The 12,429-nt window shown below is 34.9% G+C and carries 14 protein-coding genes; 5 read left to right on the top strand and 9 right to left on the bottom strand.

Translation table 11 applies throughout. The features are described from left to right. Positions 1-28: 28 nt before the first annotated feature. From CA2559_RS06300 to CA2559_RS06285, 4 genes are read left to right on the top strand one after another with little or no spacing between them, the layout of a single operon-like run. A complete protein-coding gene (locus CA2559_RS06300) occupies positions 29-289 on the top strand; it encodes a hypothetical protein (protein WP_013187017.1) in 261 nt (86 codons plus the stop codon). Positions 290-323: 34 nt separating this feature from the next. Continuing rightward, on the top strand, positions 324-854 hold the full coding sequence (locus tag CA2559_RS06295) for a hypothetical protein (RefSeq protein WP_013187016.1): 531 nt from the start codon (positions 324-326) through the stop codon (positions 852-854). 60 nt (positions 855-914) lie between these two features. After that, entirely contained in the window at positions 915-1,559 is a 645-nt protein-coding gene (locus CA2559_RS06290) for an NAD(P)H-dependent oxidoreductase (RefSeq protein ID WP_013187015.1), read from the top strand. A 59-nt stretch (positions 1,560-1,618) separates the two neighbouring features. Then, positions 1,619-2,812: a DegT/DnrJ/EryC1/StrS family aminotransferase gene (locus CA2559_RS06285; RefSeq protein WP_013187014.1), complete on the top strand. Its 1,194-nt coding sequence runs from the start codon at positions 1,619-1,621 to the stop codon at positions 2,810-2,812. Between the two features lie 7 nt (positions 2,813-2,819). Here CA2559_RS06285 and ribB read toward each other — a convergent pair whose 3' ends face one another. The 9 genes from ribB to CA2559_RS06240 all read right to left on the bottom strand — a co-directional run bounded on the left by ribB (position 2,820) and on the right by CA2559_RS06240 (position 10,734). Next, the gene (gene ribB / locus CA2559_RS06280; protein WP_013187013.1) at positions 2,820-3,968 is read right to left on the bottom strand and encodes a 3,4-dihydroxy-2-butanone-4-phosphate synthase; all 1,149 of its coding nucleotides are present in this window, start codon (positions 3,966-3,968) and stop codon (positions 2,820-2,822) included. A 35-nt stretch (positions 3,969-4,003) separates the two neighbouring features. Beyond that, positions 4,004-5,452: an LptF/LptG family permease gene (locus CA2559_RS06275; protein ID WP_083798861.1), complete on the bottom strand. Its 1,449-nt coding sequence runs from the start codon at positions 5,450-5,452 to the stop codon at positions 4,004-4,006. 1 nt (position 5,453) lies between these two features. Beyond that, complete coding sequence (locus tag CA2559_RS06270) at positions 5,454-6,098, bottom strand: LolA family protein (RefSeq protein WP_041241137.1); 645 nt, start codon at positions 6,096-6,098, stop codon at positions 5,454-5,456. Positions 6,099-6,105: 7 nt separating this feature from the next. After that, on the bottom strand, positions 6,106-8,502 hold the full coding sequence (locus tag CA2559_RS06265) for a DNA translocase FtsK (protein WP_013187010.1): 2,397 nt from the start codon (positions 8,500-8,502) through the stop codon (positions 6,106-6,108). Between the two features lie 60 nt (positions 8,503-8,562). Continuing rightward, positions 8,563-8,922, bottom strand: a complete 360-nt coding sequence (locus CA2559_RS06260) for a diacylglycerol kinase (RefSeq protein ID WP_013187009.1) — start codon at positions 8,920-8,922, stop codon at positions 8,563-8,565. Beyond that, complete coding sequence (gene tpx / locus CA2559_RS06255) at positions 8,922-9,422, bottom strand: thiol peroxidase (RefSeq protein WP_013187008.1); 501 nt, start codon at positions 9,420-9,422, stop codon at positions 8,922-8,924. Before tpx ends, CA2559_RS06260 begins: the two co-directional genes overlap by 1 nt. A gap of 124 nt (positions 9,423-9,546) precedes the next feature. Next, positions 9,547-9,795 (bottom strand): DUF6952 family protein, encoded by a 249-nt coding sequence (locus CA2559_RS06250; protein WP_013187007.1) that lies wholly within the window; start codon positions 9,793-9,795, stop codon positions 9,547-9,549. Continuing rightward, positions 9,776-10,090 carry a thioredoxin family protein gene (locus tag CA2559_RS06245; RefSeq protein WP_013187006.1) on the bottom strand — a complete coding sequence of 105 codons (315 nt, stop codon included), beginning with the start codon at positions 10,088-10,090 and terminating at the stop codon, positions 9,776-9,778. Before CA2559_RS06245 ends, CA2559_RS06250 begins: the two co-directional genes overlap by 20 nt. A 2-nt stretch (positions 10,091-10,092) precedes the next feature. Then, the gene (locus CA2559_RS06240; RefSeq protein ID WP_013187005.1) at positions 10,093-10,734 is read right to left on the bottom strand and encodes a peroxiredoxin; all 642 of its coding nucleotides are present in this window, start codon (positions 10,732-10,734) and stop codon (positions 10,093-10,095) included. Between the two features lie 242 nt (positions 10,735-10,976). On the opposite strand from CA2559_RS06240, the gene lpdA reads away from it, so the two are divergent. Beyond that, on the top strand, positions 10,977-12,383 hold the full coding sequence (lpdA, locus tag CA2559_RS06235) for a dihydrolipoyl dehydrogenase (RefSeq protein ID WP_013187004.1): 1,407 nt from the start codon (positions 10,977-10,979) through the stop codon (positions 12,381-12,383). The last annotated feature ends 46 nt before the right edge of the window (positions 12,384-12,429 follow it).

Genomic DNA, 12,429 nt, shown 5'->3' with positions numbered 1-12,429 from the left:
AGCAGTAAACAGTTTAAATTTTGCCCCTATGACACAGTTATCTAAATTAAAATCTGAACTAGAATTATACGCTCAAGAAAAGAATCTTACCGAGTTGCAAGTTGTTGAGAAGTTAAACGCATATTATTTCAACAAAAAAGTAAATGATAATTTAAAGCTTTATAAAAAAGGAAAGAAAAAAGTGAGCGCTATCACAAAAGACCTAAAAATCTCTCCGCGTAAATTTTATGCTATACTAGAGGAAAAAAACATTCCTCATAAAAAATACAACAAGACAGCATCAAATTAATAGCCTTCAATTGCATCTAACTTAATACTATAACGTGATTACTCTTGCCAACATTAACCATAGTAAAGACAATCGCGAACAAATTGCCACATACTTAATTAATCACCCTAAAGACATTAACCTGTATTTAGCCATTTTAAAAGCAAAGACTGTAAATGACTATTTTAAGGCAGCTTGGGCCTTAGAGTTTGTGTCCAGAATATCTTGTACTACACTGCTACCCTATTTAGATCAACTTATATCTTTAGCTAAAGAAGAAACTGCAGACCAAGCTATAAGACCGTTTGCCAAAATTTTTGAAACATTTGTATTAAAACATTACAAAAACGAGCTTAGCCAACCATTAACCAACTCACAACTTGAAGCTATTTCTGAGCAATGTTTTGATTGGTTAATTACAAAGCAGAAAGTAGCTGCAAAAGCATATTCTATGACCACGTTGTACAAATTGGGCTCAACATTTAGCTGGATTCATCCAGAACTTAAAGTAAATTTAGAAGCTAATTTTAATGAAGGCTCTGCTGCATTTAAAGCACGTGCAAGACATATTTTAAAAAAACTATAACTGCTTTAAAATTCTTAGAACTTCTCTTTTTCATACCTTACCTTTACAAAAAGACAGGTTATGAACACATCTTTATCTACCAAACAATTACAATGGCGCTATGCCACAAAAAAGTTTGATTCAGAACAAAAGATTTCAGAACAAAAGTTAGATATCATAAAGGAAAGCTTTAACCTTACCGCAACGTCTTATGGCTTACAGCCAATAAAACTTATTGTAGTGAGCAATAAAGATATACAAGAATCTTTGGTGGCTCAATCTTGGAACCAGAGGCAAGTTGCAGATGCCTCTCACCTACTTATTTTCTGTATAGAGAAAAAGCTAAGTGCCGAATATATTAAAACGTATTTTGAACGTGTTAAGGATATTAGAAACACGCCAGATGAAATCATAAAACCTTTTCAGAAGTTTTTAATTGAAGATTTTGAGGCAAAAACAACCGAAGACATTCAAACTTGGTCTACAAACCAAGCCTATCTTGCTATGGGCAACCTGTTAACCATTTGTGCTTTAGAAGAGATTGATGCCTGCCCTATGGAAGGTTTTAAGCCTGAAGAGTATGATAAGATTTTAGGATTAGACAAACAGAACTTAAAGTCTGTTTTGGTGATGCCAATTGGGTATCGTGCAAAAGATGATATGTTTGCGAGCTTTAAGAAAGTGCGTCGCCCGATGGAAGAAACAATTATCGAAATAAAAAAATAAACACTTAACTACAAGGTAAACAAGGCGTGAATAAGTTTACCTTAAAATGAAATATACTTATGCCAGGATTTGAAGTTTTTGGAGAAGAAGAACGCAAACATGTTCAAGATGTATTAGACAGCGGTATTCTTATGCGCTATGGTTTTGATGGTATGCGTAACGGCCATTATAAAGCCCAAGAATTTGAGCAAAAGTTTGCAAAGCTTATGGGTGCAGAATTTTGCCAGATGACCTCTAGCGGTACGTCTGCATTAACAGTTGCCTTGGCTAGCGCTGGTATTGGTGCTGGAGATGAAGTTATCATACCTACGTTTACTTTTGTTGCCACTTTTGAATCTATAATTGCTTTAGGTGCTGTGCCTGTTCTTTGTGACATAGACGATACGCTTTGTTTAAATCCAGAAGCTGTAAAACAAAAAATTACCCAAAATACGCGTGTCATAATGCCTGTACATATGTGTGGCTCTATGGCAGACTTAAATCCACTTAAAACAATTTGCGAGGAGAACAACCTCATCTTACTCGAAGATGCTTGCCAAGCAATTGGCGGCACATACAATGGCAAACAATTAGGAACAATAGGAGACTTAGGCTGTTTTTCTTTCGACTTTGTAAAAACTATTACTTGTGGTGAAGGTGGCGCTGTGGTAACCAACTCTAGAAGCTATGCTGAAAATGCAGACAAGTATCAAGATCACGGTCACGACCACGTAGGGAATGATCGCGGAGCAGAAACGCATCCGTTTTTAGGATACAATTACCGTATTTCAGAACTTCATGCTGCAGTAGGCTTAGGCCAATTAGAAAAATTTGAAGATGTACTTAAAAAACAAAAACAGTATTATACAATCTTAAGAGAAGAACTACGTAGTATTCCAGAAGTAACATTTAGACGCGTACCTCAAGATGGTAAAGAAAGTCACGCTTTTTTAAACTTTTTCTTACCAGACGAAGACACTACCAGAAAAGCCCATAAAGCAATCTCTAATGCTGGCGTAGATGCCTGTTTTTATTGGTTTGATAACAATTGGCATTATTATAAAAAATGGGAACACTTAACAGAACAAAAATCTTTAGGAAGATTACCATCTGATGTAAGAGCTAATTTACAAGATTTTAAAACCACAGACTTTTCTGCAAGTGATGCCTGGATGAGTAGAACAATTTCATCTTTAATTAAAGTAGGCTGGACCGAAGATGAAATGAAACATCGAGCACAACAACTAAAGCAAGCAATTTTATCTGTATTATAACGACCTTTTAGTACGTTACATAATCTAAAATTTCTAGACCATAGCCTATCATACCAACACGTTTTTGTTGGGTGCTGTTAGATAGTAAGTTTATTTTATGAATACCAAGATCGTGAAGAATTTGCGCTCCAATACCAAAATCACGTTGATCCATCTGTATTGGTGGCGCCTTAACTTCTCCTTCTTTTTGGCGCGCTTTTAACTCAGACAATCTATTAAGTAAATTAAGCGCTTGAGATTCTTGATTTATAAAGACAATAGCTCCTTTTCCAGCTTTGTTAACAGCCTTAAACATATCATCTAACTTCTTGTCTGCATTATTTGTAAGCGTTCCTAAAATATCATTATTAACTAATGTAGAGTTTACTCTTACTAATACAGGTTCATTTTCTTCCCAAGTTCCCTTAGTTAACGCTAAGTGCAACTGGTCGTTTGTAGTTTGTTTATACGCTCTTAATCTGTAAGACCCAAAACGGGTTTCTATCTCAAAATCTTCTTTCTTTTCAATTAAAGAATCGTGTAGCATTCTATATGCAACAAGATCTTCAATAGACACTAGTTTTAAATCGAAACGTTTAGCTACCTCAACAAGTTGTGGTAACCTAGCCATAGTACCGTCTTCATTCATTATTTCAACAATCACACCTGCTGGTTGAAATCCTGCAAGCCTCGCAAAATCTATAGCTGCTTCTGTGTGACCGGTACGTCTTAAAACACCGCCTTCTTTTGCTTTTAATGGAAAAATATGGCCTGGTCTGCTAAGGTCATAAGGTTTAGTTTCACTTTTAATTAAAGCCTGAACTGTTTTAGCTCTATCTGATGCAGAAATTCCAGTAGTTACACCTTGCCCTTTTAAATCTACAGAAATAGTAAAAGCTGTTTCCATAGGATCTGTATTGTTCCCAACCATCATATTAAGGTTAAGTTCACTACAGCGTTCTTCTGATAGTGGTGCACAAATTAAACCTCTTCCGTGCGTTGCCATGAAGTTTATCATTTCTGGAGTTACCGCTTCGGCAGCTGCTAGAAAATCGCCTTCATTCTCACGATCTTGATCATCTACCACAATAATAACTTTGCCCGCTTTTACATCTGCAATAGCTTCTTCAATAGTATTAAGGGTAATGGTTTGTGAAAGTGTATCTGTCTCGCTCATGACTTCGTTTAAATTAAGCCACAAAGATAAGAATACTAGTCTTGAACTTGTTTCTTAGAGAAGTTTTTCTTGAAGAATGCCACAACTGGATGGAAAAAAGTACCGATACTAAATAAGCCTTGGTCGGTTGTAGCTCTGTATGTGAAGTAAACTCCCAACGGAAGCATTATTATAGTAGATAACCAAGTAGCAATAAATGGACTAATACTACCATCTTCTGCACTATTCTTGGCAAAAATACCTATAAAGTGATATGTTAAAAATAATAATATAGCAATAACCATAGGTAATCCCATACCACCTTTTCTAATAATTGCGCCTAAAGGTGCGCCTACAAAAAAGAGTATAAAACAAGCAAATGCCAACACATATTTTTCATGTAAGGCAATCTCATATTTGTTAAGTTTTATGTTTATCTGCTTTAAGCTGTTTTCTCTTGTATCAATTAAATTTCCTACGTTGGTCATATTATTAAATGCCAAAGTAACTACTCTTAGCTTACCTTCTAAATCGTATTCATCTAAAATTGTATTGCCTACTAAAGCTCTAACTTCTGTGGTATCTTTTTCTAACTCTAAAAAGGTATTCACGCCTGCTCTACTTGTTACATCTAGTCTTAAGACCTCTAAGTTTTTATTATAATTAACAGATACAGAGTCTAAGGTGTATTGGAGTTCAGATATTTTAAGCATATTACTACCACCAGTGTAGTTTCTGTCTTCCATATCAACATTATTTAACGTAGATAAATCTACATTTATGGCATACTCCTTAAAGTAACTTTTAGCAAAAGGTTTTTTCTGAATTTCTTTAGGATCGTTAGATTGTATTTCATCATAATAATTGCCATCTCTTAAGACCAAGCTTAACACATCTGAACCTTCACTACTAATTAACTCACCTTTATTGGCTTTAATAACGGTATAATTTCCAGCGCGTTTTTCGTTTTTCTTATGTATGATGACATCGGTTAAGTATTGTCCTCTATCTCCAGATTTTTCACCAACCTTTATATTTATATCGCCTATTTCATTAAACATACCTTCAGAAATTGCAGCTGCAGGTTTAAGCTTTGCAATATTCTTTCTTAGGTTAACAAATTCAAACTCTGCTCTGGGTATAACGTTATTAGCAAAGAAAAATGCAGTAATACTTAGTGCTGCAATAAATATAATTAGACCACGCATAGCTCTCTGAAGAGAAATTCCAGAAGATTTCATTGCAGCAAATTCATAATTTTCTGCAAAATTACCAAAGGTCATTATACTCGTCACCAAAATGGTTAATGGTAAGACCAATGGTATTAATTTAGGCGCGACAAAACTTAAAAGCTTAAGTATGATAAAGCCATCTAATTCTCGACCAGCAAGTTCAGAAATATAAAGCCACACACTTTGTAATATCATAATGAACATCAAAATGACAAATACGACCACAAAGGTCTTTATGTAGCTGGAAAGTATGTACCGATCAAGTATCTTCAACTTAGTCTAGCCTATTGATATAATAATTTGAATATTTAGACTCATCAAAAGTAAATAAAGTCTGTGATAACGGCTGGTTAACTTTAAAACTGTTTACAGTAATTGTAATCTTAGTCCCGTTATCTTGTGTTTGTATAAGATTGTAAATATTTTTTGTTTGCTTGTCTATACCTAAAAGGATAGATTTTACATCTGCATCACTATCAATAGGTGTTAACTTAATATATTGTATTTGTCTCCCTTTTACGTTTTGTGTGATATCCCATTTGTAAGTGTAACCTTCTTTATAAAACGTCATCATTTTAGAAGGTGTGATAGCATTGTCATCTTCTTCAACATAAGTTGAAATATTAATCTCTTCGTCTTCTGGAATAATGGTATAAATTTTCTTACCGTCAAACATTTGTGTTGTTCCCATTAAGTTAAGAACATACTTATCTCCTAAAAGACTGGCATCACCACGCGTATCTTGTCTTATATTTTCTGCGGTATTTTCTAAGGAATATTTAAAATCTAAGACAATATTATCATAGGACTGCACTTTAGCAGAAACCTCATTTAATAGTGTTTTAGCTTTTTGACTGTCTTGTGCGCTCAATGTGAACATTGAAATAAATAATGCGCTAATTACTGTTAGTGTTTTCATAGTTATGTTATGATTCTTCATCGTTTAAATGTCTCTCTAATGACTGCAAGTCTGAAATTAAAACCTGTCTAGCTTTGCTTCCCTCAAAAGGACCTACAATATCTGCAGCTTCCAATTGATCTATTATACGACCTGCTCTATTGTAACCTATTTTTAACTTTCGTTGCAACAGAGACGCAGACCCTTGTTGCGCTGTTACCAATACCTCAGCGGCTTGATTAAACAGCGAGTCGCGTTCACTTATATCTATATCAAGACTTGTGCCACTATCCTCACTAATATACTCAGGAAGCTTGTGTGCGTCTGGATATGCTTTTTGGCTACCAATGTATTCACAAATCTTATCTACTTCTGGCGTATCAACAAAAGCACATTGTATTCTTATAAGCTCATTTCCTTGTGTGTACAGCATATCTCCACGCCCAATAAGTTGGTCTGCACCACCATTATCTAATATGGTGCGAGAATCTATCTTACTCATCACCCTAAATGCAATACGTGCTGGAAAGTTTGCCTTTATCATACCTGTAATAACGTTTACAGATGGTCTTTGTGTGGCTATAATTAAATGTATACCTATGGCACGCGCTAATTGCGCTAATCTTGCTATAGGCGTCTCTACTTCTTTACCTGCAGTCATTATAAGGTCTGCAAATTCATCGACTACCAAGACAATATATGGTAAGAATTTGTGTCCGTTTTCAGGATTTAGCTTTCGTGCTTTAAACTTGGCGTTATATTCTTTAATGTTTCTTACATAAGCATCTTTAAGTAATTCATAACGCTCATCCATCTCTATACAAAGAGAGTTTAGCGTGTTTATTACCTTGGAGTTATCTGTAATTATAGCATCTTCACTATCTGGTAATTTTGCTAAGTAATGTCGTTCAATTTTGTTAAATAACGTAAGCTCCACTTTCTTAGGGTCTACTAAAACAAATTTTACCTCAGCAGGATGCTTTTTGTATAATAAAGAGGTAAGAATTGCATTTAAACCTACAGATTTTCCTTGCCCTGTTGCACCTGCCATTAGTAGGTGAGGCATTTTTGCAAGATCTACAACCAAGGTTTCATTGCTAATGGTTTTACCAAAAGCAATAGGCAGTTCCATTTCTGCATTTTGAAACTTAGGAGATGCAATAGTACTACGCATAGAAACTATACGTGGATTTTTATTTGGAACCTCTATACCGACAGTTCCTTTTCCAGGAATTGGCGCAATAATACGTATTCCCAAAGCCGCTAAAGACAATGCAATATCATCCTCTAGGTTCTTTATCTTAGATATCCTGATACCTGCTTCTGGTATTATTTCATATAGAGTAACGGTAGGACCTACCGTTGCTTTAATATGATCTATACCTATCTTATAATTTTTAAGAGTTTCAACAATTTTATTTTTGTTTTCCTCTAATTCTTCTTGGTTTATGGTAATACCACCACTATTGCTGTAGTCTTTTAAAAGCTCGATTGTAGGAAACTTATAATTACTAAGTTCAAGTTTAGGATCAAACTCTCCAAAATCTTCAACCAATTTATTTGCTTTAGTTTCTGAAACCTCTTCCTCTTCTGTTGTTTCTACTTCCATAGAGATATCATCCTCATTTGAAGCTTCAATAGTTGTTGAAGTAATCTTAGGCTCATCAACAATTGGCTCTAGTTGCTGTTCAATTACAACTTCTTCTGTAGTAGAATTGTCTGGAGAATCTGGAACTATATCTTGTTTAACTGAAGCCTTCTCGTTAGCCATTGTATTAATAGGTGCTTCTTCATCTGAAGCAAACTCCTCTTTAATGTCTGAAGAGGCTTTCTTAAAGTAAACAGAAATACGTTCAGGCGTTATTTTAAGTCTAAAAACCAAATAAACTATTGCCAAGAAAAACATTAATAAAATGGTTCCTATTAACCCTAAGTAATCTTGCAGATAGTCATTTGTCTCAAACCCAACAGTACCGCCTAGCATAGCATTTTTCTCTGCAAAAAAACCAAAGAACACAGATAACCAAACCATTAACAACACACCCCAAAACCAGTAGGCCTTTAAACGTTGGAAGTTGAAGTTTAAAAAAAGATAAAACCCTGTAAGAAATGTAAGAATTGCCAATGAAAACGATGCAACTCCAAAGCCTTTATATATAAAGAAATTACTAATTCCTGCGCCAAAAGAACTTAACCAGTTTCTTGTCTGTACATTCCTATCACTTAATTGAGAAAGCTCACTTTGGTCTATTTGCCAATTGATTAGGAAGGATGAAAATGCAATTAATAATGCAAAACCAAAAAGCATAAGGAAACTACCTAAAACTACCTTTTGTTTTCTGGATAGCTTTAAACTAGGAAGTTTTACTTGTTTTTTAGGAGCCTTGCTCTTGGAAGGTCTTTTTTTGGTTTTCTTTCTGGCCATTAAGTAGTATTGGTCTCGCGCAAAAATACAAAACTCTAACGGACGAGAAGACTAAAAATTTTATGTGATTTTAGGAATATATATGATTCCTGCAATAATCACAGCAATTACAGCAGATATAAACACTGCTCCAGCGGCAACATCTTTAATGCGGCCTATTTTATTATGGTAATCTGGATGTATAAAGTCTGCAATATCTTCAACAGCAGTGTTTAGACCTTCTACACTCATTACTAATCCTATAGCTAACAGTTGCACCAACCATTCTGTACTGGATATATTGAAGTAAAAACCAGCCACAGTTACTAAAATTGCTATGCAAAATTGTACTTGTATGCTGGCTTCTGTCTTTAATAAAATTACAGCGCCTTTAAAGGCATAGCCAAAACCTCTAATACGTTTGACTATAAAAGTTTTCATTATGCCAATGCATTTAATGCGGCATCATAATCTGGCTCATTAGAAATGTCTTGCACACGTTCAGAATGTAGGATTACACCTTTTTCATCTAATACAATCACAGCTCTTGAGAGTAATCCCTCAAAAGGACCATCCATCATTTCTAGACCATAATCTTTCCCCATTGTACGTTCTCTAAAATCTGAAAGATTGGTAACGTTTGTTATACCTTCATCATCAATAAAACGCTTTAATGCAAAAGGTAGGTCTCTAGAGATACAAAGCACCTCTGTGTTTTTTAATTTTTTAGCACGCTCATTAAATGTTCGTACAGAAGTTGCACACGTATTAGTGTCTATGCTAGGAAAGATATTTAAGATAAGTCTCTTTCCCTCAAAATCTTTTAACCTTCCTACAGAAAGGTCTGATTTTAATAATTCGAAATGTGGAGCCTTTTCTCCTATCTCTGGAAGCTCTCCATAAGTATTTACAGTATTTCCGCCTAATATTACTTGGGCCATAGTTTTAGTTTTTCAGTTAGTGTAAAAATAAAAGAAGCTATTTTTTAGTCCTGCCAAAATTTTCATAAATAAAAAAAGCCAACCCGAATAATCAGGTTGGCTCTTAATTTTTAGAGTGAATCCTCTATTTATCTATAGATCCTAAAACTTTTTTTACAAAGTTATTAGCAGCATCACGCTCTGGCATACCATCATCAATCATTTTGTGCACTTCGATAGCACCGCACATATTGGTGATTAGCTCGCCAATTACATCCATCTCTTCATCTGTAACAGAACGGTATTCTGTAAAAGACTCTAAAACAGACACTGCTTTTTCTAAAGCTTCAGCATCATTATTTTTCTGAAAATGTCTAATTACCGGTAACTTCATTTACTAGATCTTTTAGTACATCAAATTTATTTGTCTGTACTTGGTTCTTAAATGTTCCATTTTGAAATGTTGCAAATGTTGGTAAATTATCCACAGTTGCAAGCTTTCTAGATTCTGGAAATTTCTCTGCATCTACTATCACAAATTCAGCATTCTCGTTTTCAGTAGCCAATTTTTTAAATTTTGGCTTCATTACACGGCAGTTCCCACACCATCCTGCAGAAAACTGCACGATTACATTGTGGTGTTGAGACACTACATCTGCTAAATTATCTTGATCTAACTCCTTAATCATAATTATGCGTTTGTTTTAAGGTATTCTGCAACACCATCGCGGTTAGCATTCATAGCATCCTTACCTTCTTCCCAATTTGCAGGACAAACCTCACCTTTTTCTTGTACGTGAGTATATGCATCTACCAATCTTAAGAATTCAGATACGTTTCTTCCTAAAGGCATATGGTTTACACCTTCGTGGAATACTGTTCCTTCTTCATCTATAAGGTATGTAGCTCTGTAAGTTACGTTATCACCATCTACAGTAATATCTCCTGTTTCTTCATCATAACGCTCGTTTGTTAAGTCTAAGATACCTAAGCGAGAAGCTAAGTTTCTGTTAGTGTCTGCTAATAAAGGGTAAGTTACACCTTCTATACCACCATTATCTTTAGCTGTGTTTAGCCACGCAAAGTGAACTTCAGCAGAATCACAAGATGCACCAACAACTAAAGTGTTACGTTTTTCAAACTCACCTAAAGCTGCTTGAAATGCGTGTAATTCAGTTGGGCAAACAAATGTAAAATCTTTCGGGTACCAAAATAAAAGGATTTTCTTTCCTTTAGATTTTGCTTCCTCTAAGATGTTTAATTTAAAAGTATCGCCCATATCGTTCATAGCGTTTACGTCTAAATTTGGGAATTGTTTTCCTACTAATGTCATATCTTTTTATTTTGATTTTTAGATTTGGTGCAAAAGTAATCATCTACTTCACGTTTAACTACCCAAGGCAATTACATCTTATTATTTTTTAATAGATAAAGTCGATACCTAATCAGCGTTTCCATAAACACTTTGCATAACGTTATTTTTCTTTGGAAAGCCAAAAAATTAGTCCTAATGCGGTTAGTCCTCTTAATATTCGTATTTTTGCAGTCTTAAATTAACTTTCTGAAATTACAATTATGAGCAAATTTGATGTTGCTGTTATAGGTTCTGGACCTGGTGGTTATGTAGCAGCTATACGTTGTGCACAACTAGGCCTTAAAACCGCTATTATAGAAAAATATTCAACACTTGGAGGTACTTGTCTTAATGTAGGCTGCATACCAAGTAAAGCACTTTTAGATTCTTCACACCATTATCATGATGCTGTTGCTCATTTTGAGGAGCACGGTATTGAAATCTCTGGAGATGTAAAAGTAAACCTAGAGCAAATGATGTCTCGCAAGGAAAAGGTTGTAAACCAAACTTGTGATGGTGTTAAGTTCCTTATGGACAAAAATAAAATTGAAGTATTTCAAGGTGTAGGTTCTTTTAAAGATACTACGCACATAAATATTGAAGATTCTGAAGGTAAGACCCAAACTATTGAAGCTGCAAAAACTATAATTGCAACGGGATCTAAACCATCTAGCCTTCCGTTTATAGATTTAGATAAAGAGCGCATTATAACCTCAACAGAAGCATTAAAACTTAAAGAAATACCTAAACATCTTATCGTAATTGGTGGTGGCGTTATAGGTTTAGAACTTGGTCAAGTTTATAAAAGACTAGGTGCAGATGTTACTGTGGTGGAATATATGGATCGTATAATCCCAACTATGGATAGCGCTTGTAGCAAAGAGTTAACTAAAATATTAAAGAAGCAAAAAGTAAAAATTGCAACATCTCATAAAGTAAGTGCTGTTACTAGAGATGGCGATAAAATTACAGTTAAAGCTACAGACAAAAAGGATAAAGAAGTTTCTTTTGAAGGTGATTATGTTCTTGTTTCTGTAGGAAGAAAAGCATATACAGACGGCTTAAATCTTGATGCTGTTAAGATTAAAGCAGATGATAGAGGTCGTGTTGAAGTAAACGAACACCTGCAAACCAATGTAGAAAATATTTATGCAATTGGTGATGTTGTTAAAGGCGCAATGCTTGCTCATAAAGCCGAAGAAGAAGGTGTTTTTGTTGCTGAAACAATAGCTGGACAAAAGCCACATATAAATTATAACCTAATTCCTGGTGTTGTATACACTTGGCCAGAAGTTGCTGCAGTTGGTAAAACTGAAGAAGAGCTTAAAGAAGAAGGTATAAAATATAAGTCTGGACAGTTCCCAATGCGTGCTTTAGGACGTTCTCGTGCTAGTGGTGATATAGATGGTATGGTTAAAATACTTGCTGATGAAACTACAGACGAAGTTCTTGGAGTACATATGGTTGGTGCTCGTGTTGCAGATCTTATAGCAGAAGCTGTAACTGCAATGGAGTTTAGAGCCAGTGCAGAAGACATTGCTCGTATGAGTCACGCTCACCCAACTTATGCTGAAGCTGTTAAAGAAGCGGCACTTGCTGCAACTGAAGATAGACCATTACACATTTAAGCAACTATAAGTAGATAATAAGCATAAAAAAAAACCAGCTCTTAGA

Origin of the sequence: Croceibacter atlanticus HTCC2559 (genome assembly GCF_000196315.1) — a bacterium.
GTDB classification, from domain to species: Bacteria; Bacteroidota; Bacteroidia; order Flavobacteriales; family Flavobacteriaceae; genus Croceibacter; species Croceibacter atlanticus.
This window is presented reverse-complemented; position numbering and strand designations above follow the sequence as displayed.

Excerpts from the sequence above, each read along its gene's own strand:
- CA2559_RS06260 (WP_013187009.1), bottom strand. The coding sequence starts at position 8,922 with ATGAAAACTTTTATAGTCAAACGTATTAGAGGTTTTGGCTATGCCTTT.
- CA2559_RS06240 (WP_013187005.1), bottom strand. The coding sequence starts at position 10,734 with ATGACATTAGTAGGAAAACAATTCCCAAATTTAGACGTAAACGCTATG.
- CA2559_RS06270 (WP_041241137.1), bottom strand. The coding sequence starts at position 6,098 with ATGAAAACACTAACAGTAATTAGCGCATTATTTATTTCAATGTTCACA.
- CA2559_RS06250 (WP_013187007.1), bottom strand. The coding sequence starts at position 9,795 with ATGAAGTTACCGGTAATTAGACATTTTCAGAAAAATAATGATGCTGAA.
- CA2559_RS06245 (WP_013187006.1), bottom strand. The coding sequence starts at position 10,090 with ATGATTAAGGAGTTAGATCAAGATAATTTAGCAGATGTAGTGTCTCAA.
- CA2559_RS06265 (WP_013187010.1), bottom strand. The coding sequence starts at position 8,502 with ATGGCCAGAAAGAAAACCAAAAAAAGACCTTCCAAGAGCAAGGCTCCT.
- tpx (WP_013187008.1), bottom strand. The coding sequence starts at position 9,422 with ATGGCCCAAGTAATATTAGGCGGAAATACTGTAAATACTTATGGAGAG.
- CA2559_RS06290 (WP_013187015.1), top strand. The coding sequence starts at position 915 with ATGAACACATCTTTATCTACCAAACAATTACAATGGCGCTATGCCACA.
- ribB (WP_013187013.1), bottom strand. The coding sequence starts at position 3,968 with ATGAGCGAGACAGATACACTTTCACAAACCATTACCCTTAATACTATT.
- CA2559_RS06285 (WP_013187014.1), top strand. The coding sequence starts at position 1,619 with ATGCCAGGATTTGAAGTTTTTGGAGAAGAAGAACGCAAACATGTTCAA.
- lpdA (WP_013187004.1), top strand. The coding sequence starts at position 10,977 with ATGAGCAAATTTGATGTTGCTGTTATAGGTTCTGGACCTGGTGGTTAT.
- CA2559_RS06300 (WP_013187017.1), top strand. The coding sequence starts at position 29 with ATGACACAGTTATCTAAATTAAAATCTGAACTAGAATTATACGCTCAA.